The sequence below is a fragment of the Paenibacillus sp. BK033 genome (assembly GCF_004345425.1).
GTDB lineage: Bacteria > Bacillota > Bacilli > Paenibacillales > Paenibacillaceae > Pristimantibacillus.
On sequence record NZ_SLVP01000001.1, the window covers coordinates 455,141 to 481,583 of the forward strand.

At 50.3% G+C, this 26,443-nt stretch carries 17 protein-coding genes, 1 tRNA gene and 1 pseudogene; 17 read left to right on the forward strand and 2 right to left on the reverse strand.

Features of this window, described 5'->3' with window-relative positions:
- Positions 1–164 precede the first annotated feature (164 nt).
- The 4 genes from EV294_RS02060 (at position 165) to phoU (ending at position 5,372) form a co-directional block, all read left to right on the forward strand.
- Positions 165–2,360 (forward strand): hypothetical protein, encoded by a 2,196-nt coding sequence (locus tag EV294_RS02060; RefSeq protein ID WP_132303366.1) that lies wholly within the window; start codon positions 165–167, stop codon positions 2,358–2,360.
- Positions 2,361–2,555: 195 nt separating this feature from the next.
- On the forward strand, positions 2,556–3,695 hold the full coding sequence (locus tag EV294_RS02065; RefSeq protein WP_132303367.1) for a methyl-accepting chemotaxis protein: 1,140 nt from the start codon (positions 2,556–2,558) through the stop codon (positions 3,693–3,695).
- A 208-nt stretch (positions 3,696–3,903) separates the two neighbouring features.
- Complete coding sequence (gene pstB / locus EV294_RS02070; RefSeq protein WP_116393773.1) at positions 3,904–4,677, forward strand: phosphate ABC transporter ATP-binding protein PstB; 774 nt, start codon at positions 3,904–3,906, stop codon at positions 4,675–4,677.
- Between the two features lie 23 nt (positions 4,678–4,700).
- Positions 4,701–5,372: a phosphate signaling complex protein PhoU gene (phoU, locus tag EV294_RS02075; RefSeq protein ID WP_132305224.1), complete on the forward strand. Its 672-nt coding sequence runs from the start codon at positions 4,701–4,703 to the stop codon at positions 5,370–5,372.
- 58 nt (positions 5,373–5,430) lie between these two features.
- Here phoU and EV294_RS02080 read toward each other — a convergent pair whose 3' ends face one another.
- The gene (locus tag EV294_RS02080; RefSeq protein WP_132303368.1) at positions 5,431–6,636 is read right to left on the reverse strand and encodes a HupE/UreJ family protein; all 1,206 of its coding nucleotides are present in this window, start codon (positions 6,634–6,636) and stop codon (positions 5,431–5,433) included.
- A 328-nt stretch (positions 6,637–6,964) separates the two neighbouring features.
- Here EV294_RS02080 and EV294_RS02085 point away from each other — a divergent pair, with 328 nt between their 5' ends.
- From EV294_RS02085 to EV294_RS02110, 6 genes are all read left to right on the forward strand, one after another.
- Entirely contained in the window at positions 6,965–14,038 is a 7,074-nt protein-coding gene (locus EV294_RS02085; protein ID WP_132303369.1) for an S-layer homology domain-containing protein, read from the forward strand.
- A gap of 130 nt (positions 14,039–14,168) precedes the next feature.
- Complete coding sequence (polA, locus tag EV294_RS02090) at positions 14,169–16,841, forward strand: DNA polymerase I (RefSeq protein WP_132303370.1); 2,673 nt, start codon at positions 14,169–14,171, stop codon at positions 16,839–16,841.
- A 242-nt stretch (positions 16,842–17,083) separates the two neighbouring features.
- Positions 17,084–17,947 carry a DNA-formamidopyrimidine glycosylase gene (gene mutM / locus EV294_RS02095; RefSeq protein WP_132303371.1) on the forward strand — a complete coding sequence of 288 codons (864 nt, stop codon included), beginning with the start codon at positions 17,084–17,086 and terminating at the stop codon, positions 17,945–17,947.
- 114 nt (positions 17,948–18,061) lie between these two features.
- Entirely contained in the window at positions 18,062–18,763 is a 702-nt protein-coding gene (gene ytaF, locus EV294_RS02100) for a sporulation membrane protein YtaF (protein WP_132303372.1), read from the forward strand.
- 40 nt (positions 18,764–18,803) lie between these two features.
- Entirely contained in the window at positions 18,804–19,400 is a 597-nt protein-coding gene (gene coaE / locus EV294_RS02105; protein WP_132303373.1) for a dephospho-CoA kinase, read from the forward strand.
- Positions 19,397–19,963, forward strand: a complete 567-nt coding sequence (locus tag EV294_RS02110; RefSeq protein WP_132303374.1) for a lytic transglycosylase domain-containing protein — start codon at positions 19,397–19,399, stop codon at positions 19,961–19,963. Before coaE ends, EV294_RS02110 begins: the two co-directional genes overlap by 4 nt.
- A 79-nt stretch (positions 19,964–20,042) precedes the next feature.
- Here the strand turns inward: EV294_RS02110 and EV294_RS02115 are convergent, their stop codons facing one another.
- Entirely contained in the window at positions 20,043–20,264 is a 222-nt protein-coding gene (locus EV294_RS02115; RefSeq protein ID WP_132303375.1) for an alpha/beta-type small acid-soluble spore protein, read from the reverse strand.
- A 117-nt stretch (positions 20,265–20,381) separates the two neighbouring features.
- On the opposite strand from EV294_RS02115, the gene nrdR reads away from it, so the two are divergent.
- The 7 genes and pseudogenes from nrdR (at position 20,382) to EV294_RS02150 (ending at position 26,366) form a co-directional block, all read left to right on the forward strand.
- Positions 20,382–20,849: a transcriptional regulator NrdR gene (gene nrdR, locus EV294_RS02120; protein ID WP_015843146.1), complete on the forward strand. Its 468-nt coding sequence runs from the start codon at positions 20,382–20,384 to the stop codon at positions 20,847–20,849.
- A gap of 71 nt (positions 20,850–20,920) precedes the next feature.
- On the forward strand, positions 20,921–21,316 hold the full coding sequence (locus tag EV294_RS02125; protein WP_132303376.1) for a VOC family protein: 396 nt from the start codon (positions 20,921–20,923) through the stop codon (positions 21,314–21,316).
- A 42-nt stretch (positions 21,317–21,358) separates the two neighbouring features.
- Positions 21,359–21,658 (forward strand): annotated as a pseudogene (locus tag EV294_RS31030) (SGNH/GDSL hydrolase family protein); the annotation flags it as partial.
- Between the two features lie 335 nt (positions 21,659–21,993).
- Positions 21,994–22,069 (forward strand) — tRNA-Ala (locus tag EV294_RS02135).
- A 1,163-nt stretch (positions 22,070–23,232) separates the two neighbouring features.
- Positions 23,233–24,219, forward strand: coding sequence for an NADP-dependent oxidoreductase (locus EV294_RS02140; protein WP_207918084.1), 987 nt, complete (start codon positions 23,233–23,235; stop codon positions 24,217–24,219).
- Between the two features lie 140 nt (positions 24,220–24,359).
- Entirely contained in the window at positions 24,360–24,959 is a 600-nt protein-coding gene (locus tag EV294_RS02145) for a nitroreductase family protein (protein ID WP_207918109.1), read from the forward strand.
- Positions 24,960–25,760: 801 nt separating this feature from the next.
- Positions 25,761–26,366: a thioredoxin family protein gene (locus EV294_RS02150; RefSeq protein WP_132303378.1), complete on the forward strand. Its 606-nt coding sequence runs from the start codon at positions 25,761–25,763 to the stop codon at positions 26,364–26,366.
- Positions 26,367–26,443 lie beyond the last annotated feature (77 nt).

Sequence of the window (26,443 nt, forward strand, 5' to 3'; positions counted from 1 at the left end):
TTTAAATGTACTAATGAAATATTGATTATATCTAATATTTATATTAATATGTGGGGCAAGAACTACTTCTTATCCTTTCAGGGTTTTTCGCAGCCTATCAATGACCTTCAAAACCAAATGAAGAAGATTGGCCGAACGGACGGTTCGGCCGCAAAGGAGGCATCATGCGAGTGGGGAAACAGCATGAACGCGCCGAGTGGACGGGATTTCAGGAATCTCGTCCCTATGGTCCGAAGTATGATCTAAGAACGGATTTTGTCATGGTGTACGGGTTGTCGGATAAGCTGGAGGAGCGCATCGAGGGCTGGAGGAAAGCCGGTTATACGATTCATCTCATGACCGGCGTGTCATGGGGCGAGTACCAGGATTATCTGTACGAGAAATTCGACGGAAGAAATCACTGGGACGAGGCCCAGATGGACCGGTTCGGGAACTATATTCAGCATGGGAAAGACGTGCCGTATATGGATCCAACCATCGCTTTCTCCGAATATTTGGCGACCTATATCAAGAAGGCGATTGACTGCGGCGTCGAAGCCATCCATCTGGAGGAGCCGGAGTACTGGGCGGCATCGGGTTACTCCGAGGCGTTCAAGCGCGAGTGGCTGACCTATTACGGGGAGCCGTGGACGGCCCCCCACCTCTCGCCGGACGCGCAATACCGGGCTTCGAAGCTGAAGGCGTATCTGTACTACCGCGCGCTTGACCGGCTCTGCGCGCAGATGAAGGAATACGCGCTGGTTACTTATAACCGTCAGGTTCGGTTCTATGTTCCTACTCACAGCTTGATTAACTACACGCAATGGCGCATTATCAGCCCGGAGGCGCTGCTTGTGTCGATGCCGTCCTGCGACGGGTTTATCGCTCAGATCTGGACGGGTACGGCCAGAACGCCGAATGTATACAGAGGCATCCGGCGGGAGCGTACCTTCGAGACGGCATTCCTGGAATACGGCGTCATGCAGGAGCTGACCCGCGGTACGGGAAGGGATATGTGGTTCCTTCACGATCCGATCGAGGACAATCCCCGTTATAGCTGGAGTGATTACCGTTATAATTATCGGGCGACCGTTATCGCTTCCCTTCTTCATCCCGGCGTATCGAAGTTTGAGGTCTGCCCTTGGCCGTGGCGGGTATTCACTCGAGACTATCCGACAGAGGACGGCAAAGGCAAGGAAGGAATACCGCCGAGCTACAAGACCGTTCTTCTTACGGTGATGAACGTGCTTCGGGATCTTCATCGTCATGAGGAAGAGCAGACTGACGTCTATACAAGCGGGATCGGGCTGCTTTTGTCCAATTCGGCGATGTACCAGCGAGGCGATGTTCTGCCGGAAGAGCCGGAAATCTCTACGGGCAAAAAAGAAGGCGGCGTGACAACGTCGGATATGCTGTCGCCGGAACAACGGGAGCTGCTCGATTTCTCCGCGTTTTACGGGCTGGCGCTGCCGCTTGTGAAGCATGGCATCCCTCTGCGCCCCGTGCAGCTGGATAACGCGCTGACCTTCCCGGGATACTTGGATGATTACAAGGTGCTGCTGCTCAGCTATGAGTTCATGAAGCCTGAGCATGCGGGCTTGCACCAAGCGATTGCGGGCTGGGTCAGAGACGGAGGCGTGCTTATTTACGTCGGCGACGGAACGGATGCTTTCCATGGCGTACGCGAATGGTGGAACCGGGAAGGAAGCCGCCGCTCTTACGAGCGTCCGGACCAGCATTTGTTCGAAACACTGGGGTTAGCGGCGAATCAGGAGGATGGCGAGTATGCTTGCGGGGGCGGATTTGTCCTTGTGCGGCGCGTGCATCCGGCCGCTCTATCGCGTACCGGCGAAGGCGCGGATTCCGTCCGGAGCGACGTGCAACTGGCGCTGAAGCTTAGAGGCGAAGCGGGTGCTTACCGGGAAAGCGGGATCCTTCGCGTCAAACGCGGTCCTTATGTTATTGCGCAAGCGTTGGACGAGACTGAGGTTGCCGACCGCAGTATACTCGAAGGAAGGTTTATAGACCTGTTTGAGGATGATCTCCCGATCGTCCAGAGCGTGGAACTGAAGCCGGGCGACAATTGCTTATTATACGATTTGGACGCTGCGGGTACGGCAGGGGACGGCAAAGCGGCCAAGCTTCTGGTCAGCTCTTCGCGTATCGAAGACGAAGCGGCGGATGAGAAGACGATTGCGTTCCGCTCGGAGAGTCCGTCGGATATGACGGTCAGCATCCGGTTGCTTGCCGCTTCGGCTCCGAAGCTGGTGACGGTGGACGGACTTGCGGCGGATCATGTATTTGACGCAGCATCGGGAACTCTGCTCATCCGTCACTCCGGCAAGCCGGAAGGCGTATTGGTGGAAGCGGTCTGGAACTAACTTGGAGGTTTAACGAATAACGGCGAACGGCGCAGAGATGCGCCGTTATTTTTTTGCCATAGGCAGCTTCCCTGGATATTAAAACGGTCATTTTCGGCAATTTTTTACGCTGCGAAAACATTTCTACGAAATGGAATTGATGCTTAAGCCCTATAGTAGTGCTAAAGGAGTTCATAGAGAGAAAGGTGAGAGACTATGACCATTGCTGTATTGGATCGTCAACCGCAAGAGAAACCAGTTGAAGCTGCTGCCCCGACCTCAACCCGCCTGCTGGAATATACCCGCAGGGCGCCGGTTATTGCAGCCTCCTGTTCCTGCAAAGATACCATTGCGTTATTCAAGCAATATCCGGACAGTGAATGCGTAGTTATAGCCGGTGAGGGGATCGATAAGGACAAGCCGGTAGGGCTTATGATGCGCAATCAGTTTTTTATGCGGCTGAGCCAAAGGTTTGGCGTAGACCTGTATTACGAAAAGCCGATAACGGAGCTGATGGATCCATCCCCGTTAATCGTGGATCAATCGTATTCTCCGCAGCAATTGATCGATAATGCTCTAAAGCGCGATGACAGCGTTCTATATAATTGCGTAATTGTAACAAGAGAAGAACGGATAATCGGGATATTAACCGTATCGGATCTGCTTCGGATGTCCAGGCAGCTTCAGCAGGAAGCGGTGGACGGGCAGGTGAAGACAATCAAAAGCGTTGGCGGCCGTGTGAAAGAAATCGACGAGGCCGTAAGCTCGGTGCGTCAATCGGCCTTGCACGGGAAGCAGATTTCCGCGGATATGGTGGACCTGACGTTAAGCGGCAAAAATCAGTTGGACAAGGTGACGGCGGCGTTCGGCAAGCTTGCCGCGAATTCGATGCAGCAGGAGCACCGGATGAATGAGCTGCAGGCCGAAGCGGGCTCCATCAGCCATGTCTCCAAGCTGATCAAAGAGCTGGCGGAGCAGAGCAACCTGCTTGCCATTAACGCCTCTATCGAAGCGGCGCGCGCAGGCGAGCATGGCAGAGGATTCGCGGTAGTAGCGGGCGAGGTGATGAAGCTGGCCAGCGAAACGAAGCGTTCCGCCGAGGCGATTACGACGCTGACGAAGACGATCGTCGCCGCGATTGAACAGACCGCTTCGCTTGCCCGTGAAGGCCGGGAAGAGGCCGTTGTCAGCGAATCCTGCGTTCAAGAAGCAGGCAGCGTGTTCAGTCACCTGTTCCAGGCATCGGCGAACAGCAAGAACAGCACGGAACAGATTGGCAAGCTGTCGGAGCAGGCCTATCAGCAGACGGTGCATGTCTCCAAGGAGATCGATAAGCTTCTGGGGTCCTATTTTTAACACGGAATTTACAAAACGACAATACCCGATTTACAAACGGCTAGTAGGATAGATACATCAGAGCAAAAAAATCGCAATTCACGATTATTCAATAGGTTACCCATTATACTTACGGTTATGATTCGAAATGAATGGCCAAGCCTCAGTATGAAACTCGTTCATCTGGGGCTGCTGTTCATTATCCATGTATATACGGAGGAGAACGATCATGCAAACTTTATTGCAGACGCAACCCTTAATTAACATTAACAAATTGAATTTGTATTACGGAGCTTTCCATGCTTTGAAGGATGTATCGCTCACGATTCCCGAGAAAGCGATCACCGCTTTCATCGGCCCTTCCGGCTGCGGCAAATCGACGCTGCTCCGGACGCTGAACCGGATGAACGACATGATCCCCGGCACAAGAATCGAAGGCAGCATCGCGATTGGCGGAACGGAAATCTACTCGAGCGACGTAGACGTCGAGACGCTTCGAAAGAAGGTTGGCATGGTGTTCCAGCAGCCGAATCCTTTTCCGAAATCCATCTACGATAACGTAGCTTACGGTCCGCGTCTCCATGGCATTACGAACAAGAAGCAGCTGGACGAGATTGTCGAGACGAGCCTGAAGTCGGCTGTGCTGTGGGATGAAGTGAAGGATTATTTGAAGCGCTCCGCGCTTAGCCTCTCCGGCGGTCAGCAGCAGCGTCTATGCATTGCGCGCGCGATTGCCGTTAATCCGGATGTTCTGCTCATGGACGAGGCGACTTCGGCGCTTGACCCGATCTCGACGCTGAAGATTGAAGAATTGGCGCAAGAGCTGAAAGACCGTTATACGATTGTTATGGTTACGCATAACATGCATCAAGCGGCTCGTGTTTCGAATCAAACGGTATTTTTCTTGAACGGCGAGGTTGTGGAATTCTCGGAAACGGAGAAGCTGTTCTCCAATCCTAGCGACCAGCGCACGGAGGATTACATTAGCGGACGTTTCGGCTAACACAAGGGGGAAGTGTACAAATGATGACGACAAGAAAAGAGTTTGACCATGGCCTGGAGCAGCTTCACAATCTGCTCGTTGAAATGGGAACATTCGTGGAGGAAGCGCTTGTTGATTCAATGACGGCGTTAAGCGGCACGGATACGGAGAAGGCAAGAGCGATTATCAACAATGACCAGCATCTGAACAATCTGGAGGACAAGATTACCGATCTTGGCTCGAAATTGATCGCGACGCAACAGCCAGTTGCGAAGGACCTTCGCCGGATTCTGGCCGCTTTCAAGATCGCATCGGATCTGGAGAGAATGGGCGATCTTTGCGTAAACATTGCGAAGTTTGTTATCCGTCTCGAGGGCCAGCCGCTGATCAAACCATTGATTGACCTGCCGCGCATGGCGGAAATCGTGCAGACGATGACGTACGAGTCGATTCAATCCTTTGTGCAGGAGAACGTGGATCTGGCTTACAAGCTGGCGACGGAAGACGATCAGGTGGATGCGCTTTGCGCCCAAATCTCGCGCGAGCTGCTGTCGCTAATGATGGAGAACCCGCGCAACATCTCGCAGGCAACGGTTCTGAACTTCGTAGCCCGCAATATCGAGCGGATTGGCGACCATGCGACCAACATCGGCGAAAGCGTCGTGTACCTTGTAACGAACAAACGCCCTGATTTGAACACGCAGCATAGTATTTAAGAAGTTATATAAAGCCTGTTATCCGAGTGACTCGGGTAACAGGCTTTCTTATCTCTCATTACAGAAGACGCTCGCATAACCAGAAGGCGCCGGCTGCGGCAATCAGAATAGATGCGGCTTGTACCGTCCGGAAATAACCTTTGTAACGCTGTGCATACCGGATTACAGGGACGGCCAATGCGATTAAGCAAAGCTGGATGATTTCGATCCCGATGTTGAAGCTTGCCAAGTCGATTGCTACGTACGGTTTGGGTATGTCCATGCCAAGCAGGATATCCGCGAAGCCCATGCCATGAATCAGACCAAAAGCGAAGGTCACGAGCCAGCGGAACCGAACCTTTTGGAAGAAAATATTTTCGATTGCGACGTACACAATGCTAAAGGCGATGACCGATTCGATAAAAGTCGAAGGAAAATGAAGAACATTCAGATACGTCAATGTCAATGTGATGCTGTGGGCAATCGTAAAGGCTGTAATGGTGGCCGCATACTGCTTAAAGGTTTGTCTGCCTAACAGAAGGGCGAGCAAGAACAGCAGATGGTCATAACCGCCCAGGATATGATGCATGCCTAGCTTGAAGAAAGAGAACCAGGCGGAATCCTCCAGGCTAAAACCGGACTTAGATGCAGATTCCCGGGTTGCTGAAGGTTGCGACTGCGAGGCGTTTGCCGCGGCGGCTGACGGAGAATCTTGTGCTGGTGCTGCTTGTCCTTGTTCGACCTGCGGTTCCGTATGAATCATCGTCCAATCGCGGTCTTTGCCCGTCAGGATAGCCTGACTAACGTCGGAGCCGCTTTTTGCGACAAGCAGGTTGGCATAATTCGTATTATTGTCGTTGGAATACAGGCCGTCGTTCAAATGAACGGTTTGGCCATAAGGGACAGCCGGGTAAATAAAATGAACGGTGACATAGGTCATATCGTTCTTCTTCGAAAACTCGATGCCTGCATCTTCCCCTGCTTGATCCTGCTGTCCGACTTCGAGATACATGGAATCCTCGATAAAATGGATAATCGTTGCCCGATTAGCCGTTAACTCGTTCTGATCGAGCTTGCCGTCTCCGTTTGTATCCACATCAACCTTCTCCAACACGGATAATTCGTCAAGGGAGAAGTCCAGCTTCGTCTGGTTCTGCTCAAACGTAATCTCGGTATAGCTTGCACTAAGCGGATGAGCGCTTGCTATACCCGGCATCGTCATAAGCGGAATAGTCATGAACAAAAGCGATAGAATAAACCGCCTAGATTTTAAAATTTTGTTCAATCAAAGAACCTCCAGAATAGATATGTTTAATTAAAATTATAGGTCTGAAGGAAAAGTCGTGTCAATTAAATTAACTTAATTGAAAATAAAGTTTACATACACTTAACATTAGATGAGGAATTTGTTTACAGCTCAAAAATTCAGTGGTTAAATTTAATAAAACTACATCAAAAGTTGATCTAGATTTTACATAATGATGTTAAATTCAGGTGTGGTTTCGACAAAAAGCGCGGAAAGGGAAGTGAGGGCCGTATAGAATTGGTTTTATTTTGCGGTTGTTCAAGGGGAAAATGAAATTTGAACGTTTGTTCAAATAGGAGAGTGACATATGTTTATGTCTTTGTCAAGCAAAAAGAAGAAATGGACAAGCATGCTCCTGCTGGCTTCGATGTCAGCGGGAATAGTGTCCAGTGTTGGCGTCCCCAGGGCGCAAGCAGCGGCCGGGATAGCCGACCACGTTGTAATCAGCCAGGTATATGGCGCGGGCGGGAACTCGGGTGCAACTTATTCGAATGATTTTATTGAATTGTACAACCCGACCAATTCGGATGTTTCACTTAACAACTGGTCAGTGCAATACGGAAGTGCGGCAGGTTCGTCGGCTTTGACGAGCAAAACCAATCTTTCAGGTACCATCCATGCTCATGGTTATTATTTAATTCAAGGCTCGAGAGGAACAACTGCGTCTGCCGAATTGCCAACCCCTGATGCCTCCGGTTCTATTTCGATGGCGGCTGGCAGCGGCAAGGTTGCCCTGGTCAGTTCCACAGTATCGATCCAAGGTACTCCTGCAGGGGACATCGGACAATTAAACGATCCAACGATAGTTGATTTCGTCGGTTACGGTGATGCCAACCAATTTGAAACAGCAAAAACACCTGTTATTTCGGCAACAACTGCGGCTGTCCGCAAAGCTTCCTCCACGGATACCACGGGAACAACGGGCTCCGGCGCGGGTTACGACACGAATGATAACTCTGCCGATTTTATCGTGGCGGCTCCGAATCCAAGAAACGCAGCATCGCCGCTTGAAGCTCCGCCATCAGACGGCGGAAGCGAGCTGCCGGCCAGCTCGAAAGCTTCCGGCAAGGATATTCAACTGCTCTCCGGTACTTTGACCGGGTACGCGGGTGCGGTTGCATCAAGCTCCACTGTGCGTATCTATACAGCGGATACTCATACGCTGATTACTTCAACGGCATCCCAAGCAGACGGCACGTTTGAGGCGGTTGTCGGTACGGCAGCTTCGGTCATCGTTACGGTGCAAGAGACGGGCAAGACAGAGAGCGTTGATCTCACGATTAATGAAGCTGCAAAAGCGCCTGCAGTAACGGTAAACGGTTATGTGGTTGACGGCTCGAATGTCGGAACGGTTGCCGGCACAGCCGGAGCGGCAGGTGCTATTATTTCCGTTTATTCGGATGAAGCCATGACGGATAAGCTGTCGACAACCGGCGGTGCCCAATCGGTTACGGCTGGCGGCGACAAGTCGTTTAGCTTCGCGCTTAATAATGCTCCTGCCGCGGTCTACGTGACGCAACAAATCAATACCGCAAACGGCAGAGGGCTTGAGAGCGATGCGGTTAAGGCGGAAAGCCTGGATACTTCAGGCGTAACGCCGATCAGCACATTGCGCCTGGTTGACGCTACAGGATCGCCGGTCTACAAAAACCAGACCTTTACCATTGAAGGCGTGGCAACGGCCGCGAACAATATCCTGGGCGCAACTACATACTACATCCAGGATGGTACAGGCGGAATTAACGTATACGGAGGAACAACCTCCGGGCTGACGATTGCTCAGGGTGACCGTCTTCGTCTGACGGGAACGCTTATCTTCTACAACGGCTTATCCGAATTCCAGCCATCGGCAGTAGAACGGTTGGGAGATGGCGCTGATCTGCCGGCTCCGGTTGAGACAACGGCAGCCAGCTTAACCAATTACAGCACGGCTGAACCGCTGGAGGGCAAGCTCGTCACCCTTACGGCGACGGTAACCGCGCAAACGGCTTCCGGGGCAAACTATAACATGACGGTTCAGGATCCGGCCGACACAAGCAAAACGATCACCGTTCGCGTCATGTCGACAACCGGAATAGATGTTTCATCTTCTATGCAAGTAGGCAAGACGTACGTCATTACGGGGTTAGTAGGACAATATGACAGCGGCAGCCCTTATACGACGGGCTATCAGCTGTTCCCTCGCTCGACAGCGGACGTAGTTCCTACGCTTTCGATCACGCATACGCCAATCCAACAAACGTATGTCAATGTGGATGTTAACATTCAAGCAAGCGTGGACGGAGCAACGTCGGTTAAGCTGTACTACCGCAAAGCGGGAACGACCGAATATACGGCCGTTCCAATGACATTGGCAAGCGGCAGCACGTATACCGCTACAATTCCGAAGGAAGCAATCGGCAGCTCCAACTTCGAGTACTATATCGAAGCCGCTTCCGCCGTAGCGACCAAAACTTCAGGCTCGGCAGCTTCACCTTATGCTGTGACTTTGATTTCGGATGACGAAGGTCCGGAATATACAGGCGCTGTGCCCGAACAGGATTACCGGGTGGAAACCTACCGTCCTTCGATCGCAATCGAGCTGGATGATTTGAGCGGCATTGACATGAATACGATCAGTCTGGCTCTGGACGAAACAGACGTTACGCCTTCCATTACGAAAACTCCTGCATCGGCAGCGAATCAGCACGTGAAGGTATCGTATACGCCTGCAGCAGATCTTGTCCTTGGCACTCATACGTTAAAGGTTAGCTCTAAAGATGCCGTTGGCAACGTTAGCTCCTTCGAATGGTCGTTTATTGTCAGCGAGCCATTTACGGGCGGCAATCATTACCGCGGAACGACGCATAACCATACCAATATTTCGCATGACGGCACAGGCGCGCCGGAAGATGCCTTGAAGGCTGCTCAGAAATACGGCTACGACTGGTTTGCTTTCTCCGATCACTCCCATGATATCGATGCGCCGGCATCGGGTACATTCACCGACACGGTGAAGAACGAGGGCGGCATGGAGGAAAGAACAGGCGGAGCGGATTGGCAGCTGACGAAGACGCTTTCCAAGGAATATACGAAAAATAACGAGTTTGTCGTATTCCCGGCGTTTGAGATGACCTCGACTTCATGGGGGCATTCCAATGTATTCGGTACGGAAAACTTTATTGACCGCAAAGAAAACGGCGGTATTTACAATACCGACGTTAATCAGTATTACGCGTGGGTATTGACCCATGACGAGGCGGTAGCCCAATTCAACCATCCAAACGATCCGAAAGGCTCCTTTAATAATATGAAGCCTGATGTGGAAGCGGAGAAGCTGTTTACGATGTTTGAAGTCGGCAACGGTTCGGGCCATTACTCGTACGCAAATGCGGAACAGACTTATTTCGGCGCGCTTGATCTCGGCTGGAAGGTAGCTCCGACCTACGGGGAAGACAATCACGACGGCACATGGGGCCAAACGATGAAACGCACCATCATCGTATCGAAGGACCTGTCGCCGGAATCGCTTCTCGATTCGATGCGTAAGAGACGCGTGTACATGGTTGAAGATCCTAATATGACGCTGGATTTTATGGCTAACGGCACTTATATGGGGGGCGTTGCCGAGGGTTCCAAGCTGAACTTCAGCGTAAAAGGCAATGACACGGTAACGGAATCCCGTTCCATGACCGAATATAATTATTTGCCTGCGAACTATGCGTCGAATGACAATATCGCGAAGGTTGAACTGATCTCGAACGGCGGTAAAGTAATCGATTCGTATGTGCCGACGGAGAGCTCGAGGTCGTTCGCTTGGGAGCCGTCGGTTGACGTTTCGGGCGGTCAGCAATGGTACATGGTTCGCGTAACGCAAATGGACGGCGAGCGTGCCTATTCGGCTCCGATCTGGTCGCAGGATACAGCAGTGGATGTCAAGATTTCTGCAGCCGAAGTCGAGGGCGCTGCTCTGATCCAAGGAACGGAAGCGTCGCTTAAAGCGGATATCAGCAATTCGGGTACAAGCGTGCTTGCGAGCTTGTCGGTGAAATTCTACTACGACAATGTGGATGAAGCGCATTTGATCGGCACAAGCACCATTGATTCGCTTGCGAGCAATACGATTGCTTCGGTAACGGTGAAATGGCCTGATCCTGTCGTTGGTAATCACAAGCTGATTGCGGTTGTATCCTCGCCTGAAGGGGATAACCCAGAAGATAATACCTATACGATCGATGTGACGGTAAAAGCTCCGCTTGGCATTAAAATCATGGTTGATGCCGGTCACAAGAACGAGAACACTTCCGGCGACCCTAACAGCACCTATAAGAACAAAATGGGCTTGTTCAAGCAAATGCTTGCGCAGGAAGGCTATACCGTTGCGGAAAATACTTCGGCTTTAACTCCGGAGGTATTGTCGGGGGTCAAGGTGCTTGTGGTAACCAACCCTGGCGTAGATTTTACGGCGGACGAGAATGCTGCGGTGAAAGCCTTTGTCGACGGCGGCGGTTCCTTGTTCATGCTGGGCAAAAGCAACTTCAGCCTCGACCCAACTTTGAACAATGATTTGCTGGAGTCGATTGGTTCAACCATCCAGATTTCCAATGACGGTATTTTTGATGATTCCGCTACGGGCAACTACTGGTCAACGCCGGCTACTACCAAACACGCGGTGAAGATGTTCCCCAATATTGTGGATAACGGCATTATGGACGGAGTAAACTGGCTGGAATACTACAGCGGCTCAAGCTTGTTCAAGCTTGGCGGCGGCCCGTTGACGAACAGCGATTCCGTATCGATTCTTGCCGGCGGTAACGAAACGACTTACCAAGGCAATGTGAAGTCTCCGACCTACACGTATGACATCGTGTCCGATGCAACGGGCGGTTCGGCGATTCCGGGTATCGCTTCCGAAATTCTACCCAACAACAGCCGTATCGTGGTTACGGGCATGAACGTCGTAAACGACCTGGAATGGGATAATACGTACGGCGACTACGGCAACAATGATTTTGGCCTGAATGCGATTAACTGGCTCGCGGGACGCGGAGCAGCCGTTTCGGATATTGGCTCGGCGCGCGCTTTGCAAGACGGCACGGATGTCGTTGTTCAAGGCGTAGTCACCACAGGTGCGGGCGTATTCTTCGATGCCTTCTACTTGCAGGACGCAACAGGCGGTATTATGGCGTTCAAAGAGGTGCCGGACGGCTCGCTCAAAGTTGGCGATACCGTTCGCGTTCACGGCAAAATCAAAACCTTCGAGAACAATAAAGAGCTGGAGTTCGACTCTTTCGCCAAGGATGTCGTTGTCGTTAAGAGCGGCCTTGCTCTTACGCCAAAATCCATTGCAACGGGGGATGCCGATCTTCCTGCAAATCAAGGTTTGCTCGTGAAAGTGAAAGGCTTTGTCACGAAAAAGTACGACGAAAACTCTTACGTCATCAATGACGGCAGCGGGGAGATTCTGGTCTTCACGGACGGTTACATCGCGAATCAGTCCGGTCCGGTTCCGCAGGCGGAAATCGGGGAACAGCTGGAAGCAGTCGGTTTGCTGGGCGGCTTCTCCGACGGTACCCGCATTCGTGTCCGGGATACAAAGGAGCTAAAGGTAAGCGCGAACGATGGTCTGCGCGGTTTGACCGATTTGACGATCAAAGATCAGGACAACCACACGATCGCGCTTACGCCAAGCTTTGATATGCAGCGTACGGTATACGACGCAACAGTGAGCACTTCGGTAACTCAGCTGTCGTTTGCGGCAACCCCATTGCTTGAAGGAGCAACGGTTACCTATGAAGGCGTAAATTCTTCTTCGGGTATAAACGCTACACTGGCAACGCCGGACAGCAAGACGTATATTGTCCAGCTGAGCGTTGAAAAAGGCGACTGGAGAGCCTCTTATATGCTTCAGATCAAACGCACCAATCCGAAGGACTCGTCCATTAAAAAGCTTCAAGTCTTTGACAACACGAACGAAGTAGACAAATCGCCGGTGGTTACCCAGGGCGTTAAGAACTATTCGGTAGAAGTGGAAAGTAACGTCAAACAATTGCTATTATCCGTTACGCCAACGGATATGTACGCTAATGTGACCATTACCGGCGGTGTCCAGGATCCGAAAGAACCGGTTAAGGCCATGTTCAACATCCCGGACAAAACAACCGTATTTACGCTTACAGTCACTTCGCCGGACGGAACAACGACGGAGACGTATATCTTAACCGTTACGAAAAAGGATGCAGCCGTCGTTACGCCTCCAACAAGCGGAAGCGGTGGAGGTACAACCACTCCTGCAAGCCCGCTTGAAGAGGCGCTCGGCAATGCGACTTCTTCCGCGATCACGGTGAAGGTATCGGGTACAAGCTTTACGATCAGCGCCGCAGAGCTTGCCAAGTTCCTGGCTCAGAATAAAGTAGAGACCATCGTCATTGAATCGCAGTCAGGCTCATACAGCTTTAATCCGGGTCAATACGACTGGAGCAAGCTCGCCGGATTGCTTGGTCTTTCGTTGAACGACTTGCAGTTGAAGCTCGAAGCGTCAAACGACCAGACGGCAGCCGATTCCGCGGATAAAGCAGGTCTCGATGTTCTGGGTTCGGCTAACTTTAAGCTCAAAGCTGTGAAGAAGGATGGACAAGAGATTGTGCTTAACGATCTTGGCCATTACATCAAACACACGATTAAGCTTGGCAGCCAGCCGGCGGCCGGTCACGTAGCGGTTGTCCGCGTCGATACCGATGCAAAAGGCAATCCCGTCTACACTCCGGTACCGTTTACGGTCAACGGCTCCGAGGTTTCCGTGATGAGTCGTACCGACGGGACCTTCCTGATCGTACGGACAGACAAATCGTTTGACGACACAGCGACCCATTGGGCGAAAAAAGAAATTGATGCGCTCGCAAACCTCCTCATTGTCGACGGAGTGGGCGATGGAACATTTGATCCGAACCGCTCCATCACCCGTGCCGAATTCACGGCGCTGGTCGTTCGCCTGTTTGGTCTCGCGACACCGGCCGCGGCAGGAAACGGCAAGTTTGGGGACGTGCAAGCGGATGATTGGTTTGCCTCCGTTGTAGCTGCTGCAACAGGAGCCGGTCTTATCAACGGCTATGAAAATGGCGAGTTTAGACCGGACCAGACGATTTCGCGCGAGGAAATGGCAGTCATTCTGTCTCGCGGTCTGGCGTTTGCAGGGCATAAAGGTGAGGCTTCCGGCGCGGGAGCATTTACGGACCAGAGCGAAATTCCGGCATGGGCAGCTGAAGCGATCAGCCAGCTTGCGGGCTTTGGCATTGTAAACGGCAAACCGGGGAACGAGTTTGACCCGGCAGGCGAAGCTACACGCGCCGAAAGCGTGGCCATGCTGTACAGGCTGTTGCCGATTCTGACATTTGCGAAATAATCGGGATGAATAGAAGTAAACCGCCGGGGCGGATGCCCTGGCGGTTTTATTTTTTGCCCGTCTGCCTGCGAGGAGATTGCTTGATAAATATGGTATGATAGAGGGTAGAACGATTAGGTGAGGTGTCTGAATGGACAAGTGGATATTGATTGATGGCAATAGTATCGCAAACCGGGCCTTTTATGCGATGCCGCCGCTTACGAATTCAGCAGGTTTACATACGAACGCGGTATTCGGTTTTACGACTATGCTGCTTAAATTGCTGGAAGACGAGAAGCCAACCCACGTGCTGGTTGCCTTTGACGCGGGTAAAGTCGTGTTCCGCCATGAAGGCTATACAGAATATAAAGGCGGCCGCGCGAAAACGCCGTCGGAGCTGTCGGAGCAATTCCCGGTTATGAAGGATTTGCTGAAGGCATTTGGCATTTCCCAATTCGAGCTGTCCGGCTACGAAGCCGACGATATTATCGGTACGCTGACGCGGCTGGCCGATGAGCGGAACGTGGAGACGCTGGTCGTGACGGGCGATAAGGATATGCTGCAGCTCGCTTCGGATAACGTCACGATCGCGATCACGCGCAAAGGGATCAGTGAGGTTGAGCATTTCTCCCCGGCCGCCATTGAAGAGAAGTACGGATTGAAGCCGATGCAGATCATTGACCTTAAGGGGTTGATGGGCGACGCATCGGATAATATTCCCGGTATCCCCGGCGTAGGCGAGAAGACCGCTCTGAAGATGCTGCATGAGTTCGGCACGGTCGAGGAGGTACTCGCCAATACGGACAGCCTCAAAGGCAAGATGAAGGAAAAGGTAGAGACGCATAAAGACGATGCGATCATGAGCAAAAAGCTGGCCACGATCTTCCGCGAGGTGCCGCTTGAGCACAGCGCGGAGGATATCCGTTACGAGGGCTACCAGCCCGCAACGCTTGCCGAAGCGTTCCGCAAGTTGGAGTTCAAGTCGCTTATCGAGCGGCTGGACCTGAATGGAGCAGGTGCGGGCGGCGGCGATACGGCGGCTCCCGCGGTAGAGCTTAACATCGTGGTTATCGATTCCGATAATGACGGTGAAGCTTTGAAGGACATGCTGTCCGCCTTGCAAAGCACGGAGCATGGCTTATACGTGGAAGCGATCGGCGAGAATCCTCATCAGGCGGAAGTACTGGGTCTTGCTGCGGCGGCAGGGGATACGGCGTACGTGGTGCCGGTAGCGGCGCTTCAACAACCGTTCGCGGCGGAGCTGCGGAAATGGCTGGAGGATGCGGACAAGCCTAAAAACGGTTTTGACACGCATAAGACGGAGCTGGCGCTTGGCTGGCGAGGAATCGAATGGCGCGGTGTAGCTTTTGACGTGCAATTAGCCGCTTATCTGCTCGACCCGACCGATACGAACCTCACGCTAAACGCGTTATGCGACCGTTACGGCCAGTCCTCGGTTCCTCATGACGACGCGGTGTACGGCAAAGGCGCGAAATTCAAAGTACCGGATAATGATGCGTTATACCGCCACTTGTCCGTGAAGGCGGATGCGGTCCGCAAGCTTACGGCTTTGATGCGCGCGGATCTCGAGAAGCGGGGCATGAACGAGTTGTATTTCGAGCTGGAACAGCCGTTGTCCGTTGTGCTGGCCGGCATGGAGCGACAAGGCATTAAGGTGGAAAAGGCGGAGCTCGAGCGTCTCGGCAGCGAGCTGGAGAGCAAGCTGTCGGCAGCCGTGAGCGAAATTTACCGCTTGGCCGAAACGGAGTTCAATATTGGCTCTCCGAAGCAGCTTGGCGAGGTATTGTTTGAGAAGCTGGGACTTCCCGCGCAGAAGAAGACGAAGACCGGCTATTCGACGGATGCGGAAGTATTGGAAAAGCTGGCTCCTTATCACGAGATCGTTCCGTTGATTCTGCATTACCGTACGTTGTCCAAGTTGCAGTCAACGTATATTGAGGGGCTTCTGAAAGAGGTTCGTCCGGAAACGGGCAAAATTCATACGTATTACCGTCAAACGATCGCGGCGACAGGGCGTCTCAGCAGCCAATTCCCGAATCTGCAGAACATTCCGATCCGGCTAGAGGAAGGCCGGCAAATCCGCAAGGCGTTTGTGCCTTCCGAGCCGGGCTGGTACATTCTAGCGGCGGACTATTCGCAGATCGAGCTGCGCGTTCTCGCCCATATTTCGGGCGATGAGCGCCTGAAGGAAGCTTTTATCCATGACATGGATATTCATACGAAAACCGCGATGGACGTATTTGGCGTATCGGCCGATCAGGTGGATGCGAATATGCGCCGCTCGGCGAAGGCCGTTAACTTCGGTATCGTATACGGCATCAGCGATTTCGGCTTGTCGCAAAACTTGAATATTACGCGGAAGGAAGCCGCGAGGTTCATTGAGCAATATTTCGAAGTGTTCCAAGGCGTACGCAAGTACATGGACGATATTGTGATGCAAGCCCGCCGCGACGGCTTCGTGACAACCTTGCTGGAACGCCGCCGGTATCTTCCGGATATCAAGGCCTCCAACTTCAATCTCCGCTCGTTCGCTGAGCGTACGGCGATGAATACGCCGATTCAGGGCACGGCAGCCGACATTATCAAATTGGCGATGGTGCGCATGGATGAGACGCTCCGCGAGCGCGGTCTGAAGAGCCGCATGCTGCTGCAGGTGCATGACGAATTGGTATTCGAAGTTCCGGAAGAGGAGCTCGAGCTCATGAAGGAGCTTGTGCCAAGCACCATGGCAGGCGCTTTGAAGCTGGACGTGCCTTTGAAGGCGGACGTGAACTATGGCGTCAACTGGTACGAGGCGAAGTAAGGAGCAGGAACGAAGTTTCGCAATTATAAGCTTGGAGTGGCTGAGCCAATCCAAGCAGGGCGAAAGTTTCGCCTAAGCAACGGGATTGACAACTATCCTGTCCAAAGCGAAGTTTCGCAAAAGCTTGGAGTGGCTGAGCCAATCCAAGCAGGGCGAAAGTTTCGCCTAAGCAACGGGATTGACAACTAATCCCGTCCCGCAGCCCATCCGAATCAGGTATAATGGGTTTGAGGTGAATAAGAATGCCCGAATTGCCAGAGGTAGAAACGGTCAGAAGAACATTAATTGAATTAGTCGCAGGCAAGCGAATCGCTTCGGTAGAAGTGAAGCTGCCGCGTATCATACAACGCCCTGAAGAACCGGAGGCGTTCGAAGCGGCTCTTGCCGGACGGACGATTCAGACGGTTGAGCGTCGCGGAAAGTTTTTGAGAATCGTGCTGGACGGTCTCGTGCTGGTCTCCCATCTTCGGATGGAAGGACGCTACGGCGTATTCCCAAGCGACGAGCCGGTGGAGCTTCATACGCATGTCCTGTTCCACTTCGATGACGGAACGGACCTGAGATACAAGGATGTACGCCAATTCGGCACCATGCATCTGTTCGAGCCGGGTACGGAATTCGAGATGAAGCCGTTAAGCAAGCTTGGCCTCGAGCCGCTGGAGAATGAGGCGTTTACGGCGGATGCCTTGAGAGGCCTGCTTGGAAAAAAATCAGGTCTAATCAAGCCGCTTCTTTTAAATCAGGAATATGTGGTGGGGCTTGGCAATATTTATGTGGATGAGGCTTTGTTTCTGGCAGGCATTCATCCAGAGCGGACAGCGGATTCTTTGAAGAAGGCGGAATGGATACGTCTCCATGAGGCGATCGTATCGACGCTTGCGAAGGCTGTCGCGGCAGGCGGATCATCCATTAAATCCTATGTGAACGGCCAGGGCGAAATGGGGATGTTCCAGCACCAGCTGCTGGTGTACGGCAGAAAAGACGAGCCTTGCGCAAGCTGCGGCAGATTAATCGAGAAATCGGTTGTAGGCGGAAGAGGAACGCATACCTGCGCAAGCTGCCAGCCTTTGCCGAAGGCGCGCAAAAAGGCTGTCCCTCAGGTTTAATGCACCGTAACGATTTCCCCGCATATGCTATTGTTGTTACGAAACAATAGGCGGATGTCTAGATAAGCGCTTCTGTGCGGCTAGAGACGTCCGGTATGCGGGGAGGGCTGCGGGTTGTTCGCGCATTTTGCTTCTTTGCTGGTGCTTGCTTTCGCTGTCAGTGTGGACGGCTTCGGAGTAGGCGTGACATACGGATTGCGGCGAATAAGAATACCGCTCTTGTCGGTTATCATTATCGCTTGTTGCTCAGGGTTGGTCATTTTCTTATCGATGATCGTTGGTTCATGGATTACGGGGTATTTATCGCCTTTTGTGGCTAAGCTGATTGGAGCGGTTGTGCTTGTGTGCATCGGCACATGGGCGCTGCTGCAGCTGCGGCGGAGCGGTCGGGAAGCGGGAGCTGGCGAAGGCCAGGCTGAAGATGATTCGAATCATCCTGCGGCGGATACGGAGCAGATTGACCGCACGCATCCGGTTCTAGTGGTGATTGTTGAATTGAAGCGCTTGGGATTGGTTATACAAATATTGCGGACTCCGCAAGCCGCCGACGTGGATAAGTCGGGAACGATCTCCGCAACCGAAGCGATAATGCTTGGCGTAGCCTTGTCGTTTGACGCGTTTGGCGCCGGAATCGGAGCGGCCATGATCGGATTATCTCCTTTATTAACCCCTATTATGATTGCTGCGGCCAGTGCGTTATTCCTGCTTGGCGGGATGCGGTTCGGCTTCCGGTTCTCGAACTGGAAAGGCATGCAGGCGATATCGGTGCTTCCGGGCATCTTATTAATCATAATCGGCATATTAAAGCTGTTATAAAGTTACGGGAACGGGATTCACTTGAATGAGGTGAAAGCTAATGAAGATCGGTTTAACCGGCGGAATCGCTACCGGCAAAAGCACCGTGGCTGCCATGCTGGTAGAACGCGGTGCGATGCTGGTCGATGCCGATCAGGTTGCGAGAGAAGTTGTTATGCCCGGCGAACCGGCTTTAGAAGCGGTCGCCTCTGCGTTTGGACAAGCTGTTATACATACGGATGGAACATTGGATCGCAAGGCGCTTGGCAGCATCGTGTTCAACAACCGCGATTTGCTTGCGCAGCTTGAGAATATCCTGCATCCGGCTATACGGGGCCGCATGCGGCAGCGGATCAAACAGTATGAAGAACAGAACCCCAGTCAATTGGTCGTTGCGGATATTCCTCTTTTATACGAGACGGGCCAAGAAGAGCTATACGACGGGGTGATGGTCGTATATGTTCCCCAGACGCTTCAGTTACAAAGGCTGATGGAGCGGAACGAATTAGCAGCAGAAGAAGCATGGAGACGCATTGGCCTTCAAATGGACATTGAGCAGAAGAGAAGCCGCGCGGATTGGGTTATAGATAATAGCGGTTCACTTGACGAGACAAGGCGGCAGGTGGACGAATTTTGGAAGAGCAAGGGTTTGCCATGAGGTGGTTAGTCCGAAAAAGAGTGCTGCTCATTCTGCTCATTGGCTTCATTGGCGTCTTATTCCTTAATTCCAATTGGCTTGCCCGGATGATGTATCCGATTGAGTACAAGGAAGACATACGAGCAAGCGCATCCAATTATGGGGTTGACCCGCATCTGATTGCGGCCATTATCCGGACGGAAACGAATTATTCTACCGGACAAGTCTCTAAAAAAGGGGCGCTTGGGCTCATGCAGATTATGCCAGATACGGCTGACTGGATCGTGAAGCAGGCAGATTTCAACAATGTCACAAGAGAAATGCTGCAGAACCGGCCGGATGTCAGCATTGAAGTAGGGGCCTGGTATTTGCAGTCCCTGCATAAACAGTTCAAACAGAATACGGTAGCCGTTATCGCAGCGTACAACGCTGGTCCCGGCAATGTGAAAAAATGGCTGGATTCGGGCAAATGGGATGGGAAGCTAGAAACGACGGATCAAATTCCGTACGGGGAAACCCGTCACTATGTACAACGCGTTATTTATTATTATAATAAGTACAAAGATCTTTATCCTGTTATTTAAAATTGGACAAGAAGAAGCCTTGGCTGTCCGTCGCTTCAGGACGAACAGCCAAAGCATTTGTTATACATGACTAATGAAATTATTGTTGGCGGCCAGCAAGGGATTGTTCTGCAATTTGCACCAGGCGGCGAGTAATGTTACCACCGATGTAACCTGCGTCTTTAGTCAGAAGGTTGCCGTAGTAACCGTCTTGCGACAACGTAATACCCAGCTCTTGAGCGACCTCATATTTCATTTGGTCCAGTGCTGCGTTAGCTTGTGGTACAAGCAGTTGGTTGCTGTTGTTGTTGTTCGAGCTCATTGATGTTCACCTCCTTGCGGTTGGTAAATGTATTATGTGCGGAATTCGCAACTTCATTCAGGTAACGACTGGAAATTTCTTAAAAAATAAAAACAGGATTCGGAAGGAGTGAAAAAAATGAAATGCCCTTACTGCGATTTTGCCGGTACGAAAGTGCTTGATTCCAGGCCAGCTAACGAGAACAAGTCCATCCGCAGACGGCGTGAATGCGAAAAATGCAGCCGCCGTTTTACGACCTTCGAAATGATCGAGGAAACACCGCTTATTGTAATTAAGAAAGACGGGAGCCGGGAAGAGTTCAGCCGCGATAAAATTTTGCGCGGTCTGATCCGTGCATGCGAGAAGCGTCCCGTCTCGGTTGAACGGCTCGAGGTCATCGTCTCCGAAGTGGAGAAGGAGCTTCGGACAACAGCGCTCGCGGAAGTCGAAAGCCGCGAGATCGGCGAGATCGTGATGAGCCAGCTGTATCCGGTTGACGAAGTGGCCTATGTGCGCTTTGCATCCGTTTACAGACAGTTCAAGGACATCGACATGTTCATGAAGGAACTGAACAGCTTGTTATCCAAACATCCAATGAACAATTAATATGGTGCGCGAATAGTCCTCCCTTTATGGGAAGGACTATTTTTGCATTTAAACAAGTCGGGAGTGGGGAAATGGTTAAGATCGAAGCGTTGGATCATCTTGTATTGACCGTAGCCAATATGGAGAAGACGGTCGCTTTTTACGAAAAGGTGCTGAATATGGAGGTCATCGTCTTTGGCGATAACCGGAAGGCGCTGTTATTCGGCCAGCAGAAATTCAACCTGCATGAAGCCGGTAAAGAATTTGAACCGAAGGCAAAAAATCCGAGTCCGGGCTCTGCCGATTTCTGTCTCCTTACGAAGACGCCGATCGATGAGGTCATTCGACATTTGGCTGCTTGCGAGGTGCCCATCGAAGAAGGTCCGGTTGCCCGTACAGGGGCAGTAGGAACAATAATATCGGTGTACTTCCGCGATCCGGATCACAATCTGGTGGAAGTATCGAATTATACATCATTTTTTCTATAATAATTCTACCGCGCGGGCTCGCTTGGCTTTTCTTTATAATGAATGGAGATAAGCGGATTTTTTATTCTTTTCGATACCATAATAGAAGCAAGCGCCCGTCAGGATGGGAAGTACACGCAAGAGATTTATCTGGAAGGCAGGATGAGCGATAAGGCGAAATTCTCCGGTGGCGTTGAGGACGAAGAAATATAACGACCTGCAAAGACGAGTCATTAACAAACGATTAAAAGCTGCCATAGAGAAGGCGAAAGAGGCGAGGATGTTACGATTGCCTATATCGGCGGTTCCATCACGCAAGGAGCAGGGTCCAAACCGATTCATACGGAGTGCTATGCGTTTAAGCTTTTGACCGGTTTAAAACGAAGTAAGGTCTGACTACGCTGACCATTTCCATTTGATTAAGCAGCTCAGCCGGATATCGTAGTGATCGAGTTTGCCGTCAATGATGCAGGAGACGATTGCGGATCTGCATGAGAATAATTGGACGCATTGCAATGCGGTAATTCTGTATAACGAGCAGGAAACAAGGGAGCGTTGCGTCGAGATAAGAATGGCAGCCGGACACGAAGAGAAGAGATTTTCGATACTAGGGTTTTGGCTATGTGAAGTGACTGTAAAAATAAACAAGCAAAATCATTGACAGTGTGGAAATGTCTGTGCTATTATTTTGCTTGTCCGGGGCCATAGCTCAGCTGGGAGAGCGCATCGCTGGCAGCGATGAGGTCAGGGGTTCGATCCCCCTTGGCTCCACCATAATAAACAATCAAACCACGTCAAATTTGACGTGGTTTTCTGTTTATTATGGTGGAGCCCAAAAGGGGGCGAACTCGGGTTCGTCCGCGCGGACGCAATGAAGTGAGAAGGCCTCGAAGGTATACTTTTAATGGAGGAGCACGGCGTCTGAATTCACTGATAAAAGTACTCGTCGACTAAACTTTTCGGTAATTGGGGAGGAAAATTATTTGATGTATTTTTAGGGAATTTTTATTACCATCAGAATTTAAATGAAAGTAAGCATATTGGAACTGCATAGCAGCTTTGCTCGATTTCGTTACAGATGTTTTATTAATTAATTTTCAACTGACCAGAGAATGTGTATTACTACGGTTGACTTCAGCGAGCATTAGTAATGCAACACCGGAATTGAAGCCTTTCAACTAAGGCATTCAACTTTTTTAATAGGCATCTTCCTTGCGCAGACGCTCCACTTCAGCTCTTAGCGTATCAATTGACCCCTCTGCAGTTTCTTGATTTTTGTGCCCCTTATTATCCTTTTCCGTCATACAGCGACGCTCCTTTTCCTTTGGTTTTAGGGCGTCAATCCCATTTTTATTGAATAGGCTATGCCATTTTCTAATTATCCCTGCAGATGAGATATTGAAAATGAGATCTGCTTATTTGGAGACGTCCCCGTTGTCGTTCATGTAATTGAGTACGTCTAGTTTATATGCCATGGAGTATGCTGTGTATTTTTTCAAAACCTTTTAAGCCGTGCCCGTGATATTCACATTGTCTCATTGACATACGTAGAGCTTACTGATTAACACCTATTGATTTTGCAATGATGCTTTTTACTCCTTCAGCACCATTTTGACATCAATGAATAGCTTCTAATTTCACTTCTAAACTGTAATAAGGAAAAAAACTGCACCTCCATTGTTAGTCGTGTCTAACAATAGGAGTTCAGTTCCAAGGGGCAATCCCTATCCTAAACAGCTCTTTTTATATTAACCTTTCTCTAAGTTATAAGATAAATTCAAGTTTGTAATCTACTTCACATAACTTTTTTTTGTAATGTTTATAATAAAATTATGTGCAGAAAGGAGGAATGAGTAACCTCCATGCCGCAGATGATGTCCCGTGGACATAGGAACCTTGAAAGATAGAAAATTCAAAAGTATGTAAGGAGAGGTTTCATGGATAACTTGGAGAACCAGGCAAAACTATATGGGGAGCAAATGAAAGCGATTGTGGTGACGGACGAAGCTGAGGGAACAGCTGGCATGAAACTGTTGGAACGGCCGAAGCCGGACGTGGCGATGCTCTCAAGCCTTTCAGGCGCGAACTACGGCGATGTCATTGTTCAGGTTCATGCATCAGGATTCACAGGGGATGAGTTGAAGTGGCCTTCGACCTGGATCGATCGTTTAGGGCGGGACCGGACGCCGTCGATCCCCGGCCACGAGGTGGCTGGAGTGGTCACCGCCCTCGGATATGGCACAACTGGCCTGTCGGTTGGAGATCGGGTTTTCGGTCTTACGGACTGGACTCGCGACGGCAGCCTCGCGGAGTATGTAGTCGTCGAAGCACGCAACCTCGCTCCGCTACCGAGTGAGGTTGACTTCACGGTTGGTGCAGCTGTAGCAATGTCGGGCCTGACTGCCTGGCAAGGTTTGTTCGAGCACGGTCACCTCCGGTCGGGTCAGCGTGTCCTTGTGCACGGAGCGGCCGGTGCTGTCGGATCGATGGCGGCACAGCTCGCACGTCAAGCCGGCGCTTACGTTATCGGAACCGGACGAGCTGCACATCGTCAGACGGCACTCGACTTCGGCGTGCAGGAGTTCGTAGACCTTGAAAACGATTCGCTGGAAGACATCGGTTCCGTTGATCTAGTTTTTGATGTCTTCGGTGGCGATATCGGGAGTCGGTCCACGGGTCTAGTGCGAGAGGGAGGACGGTTGGTGACCGTCGCCGGCCCGCCCGAGGTGCGGCCTGTAAACGGTTTAGCGATCGATTTCATTGTCGTTTCCGATCGTGCTCAACTGATTGAGATCGCCCAGCGAGTGCGTGATGGACGATTACGGACAAACATCGGTAAAGTGGCGTCCCTCGATGAAGCTGTCGCCGCCTTTAACCCGACTGAGCGGATCAAGGGTAAGACGATCATTCGTATTCGTCCGTAACTGACAATGAAATGGGCTTAATTGTTTGAAAAATAGTTGTCACTCAAGCCCGATTTCGAGTTAATTTAGTTGAAATCACCACCGGATTCAGTCGAAAAAAATTATTGAAAGATAAGGTAAGGAGAGATATCATGAAAACCTTGGAGAAAGATTTATTCACTGCACTGCGCGAACGGCGCTCAATTTATGGAATTACCAAAGAATCGCCAATTTCGGATCAAAGTATTCAAGAAATAATTGAGGAAACCGTTAAACATACACCATCGGCGTTTAATAATCAAACTACCCGCGTTGTTCTACTCTTAGGTGAACAACATGACAAAGTATGGGATATTACTGCCGAGGTTCTCAAATCACTCATTTCTACCGAACAGTTTTCTTCTACTCAGGAAAAATTGAACGGATTTCGAAACGGATACGGTACAGTGCTTTTCTTTGAAGACCAGTTAGTTATTGAAAGTTTTTCTGAACAATTCCCATCTTACCAAGAACACTTCCCGATTTGGTCGCAGCAAACAAATGGAATGCACCAATTGGTTATCTGGATGGCCCTGGAGGCTGAAGGGTTAGGAGTAAACCTACAGCATTATAATCCATTGATTGATGAACGAGTAAAAGCAGAATGGAATTTGCCGGAAAGTTGGAAACTGACTGCCCAAATGCCGTTCGGTAAACCGTCTGCCTTAGCAGGTGAAAAGAAATTTAATTCGATTCAAGAACGCATAAAAGTTTTTAAATAAAACTTACCATGGGGCTGTCTTAATGACAGTCTCTTTGTTATAACAAAACGGAAAATCTAACAGTCTCGTTGACCATACATTTAATGTTCCCATCAGTATGCAGCGATTGTAAGTTGCGATACAGACACATTCAACACACTGTAACTTATTACCTTCCTCATTGCCTTCCTCATGGCATCCTGATTCGTACGATAAACCTAACCTTTATTCGGGTCATAGCTCGCCAAAGTTATCCGGAGTCTGACCTCTTGTGACAATGGTTACATCATGGCCATCCCCGGAGTAATAAAGGGACTAGCCGGCGACCGAAGAACCGTTGTTCCTCCTATAACGAGTATTTTCATTCATATTCTCCTTTCACTTTTACAACCATTTTTATTATTGAAAGAATTTATCCCTGTCAGCTAGGAAAAATTAAAATTGAATGGTAACTCAATGGTAATTCGCGGTTTGCTTCAAGATTAACATTCCAACAGAATCGACATCTGTCATCTATATTACAGAACTCCAATTTTTTTAGAATTATAATCAAGGTAACAGGAAAAACTGGATCAAATTCATGCAATGATTTATGCCGAGGTGAGGAGCTAGGAAGATGAATCAAATTGGGTTATGACTTTGCAGATGAAATAGGAAAAATCAGGTTGAGTTATTACATTAATTCGGCAGCGTTTCGTTTTATTCCGAAAGGGATCTTAAGAAGGAGGATAAAGGGTATACCTTCACTTGTTTGAAAGGCCTAGGTTTTATGTTAACAATAGTAAGTGATATCCCCAAATAATGAAGAAGGTGCGTGAAAAAATGGAAGCACGTTTGAACTTAATACACAAAATCGGTCAAGGAATTTCACCTCAACAGTTCATGGATGGTATGCAGAATCGGACAATGGAAACCAGTAATATCACGAATACCAAAGAGAAGTTTATCTCTGTTTACGAGAATTTCAAATGGGCACAAGAAGATCAGAAAGCTTTCTTTACCGGTTTAAGTAATCGATCCGACCTGCACTGTTTAATTTTATGCACAGACTGGTGCCCGGACGTCATCTGGAACGTTCCCTTATTGTTTCGAGTAATGGAACAGAGCAATATTTCGACTGAAGTGTTGCTTATGGAAGAGCATCTGGAAACCATGGATCTCTTTCTCACAAATGGCGGGCGAAATCAGCCAATCGCGGTCTTCTTGAATGCGTCCGGAGATGTCCTAGGTAAATGGGGGGCGCGTCCAGCCTATATTCAGGCTGTGATGGATCGGTTTAAGAAGAACAATCCAAATAAACAGGACGCCGATTATAAGAAGAAATTGAACCAAACATATCGTGAGATCGGAGATCTATATCAAGTTAGCAACGAATATCAGGAAGTTATCCTTAATGAATTAAGAAATTTATTTTCCTTTTCTTCATAAATTTTCAATCTATCTAAGAAATGAGGATGGTCGGACAGCATTCACTTTACAATTATTGATTGTTGTCCGTATCAGAA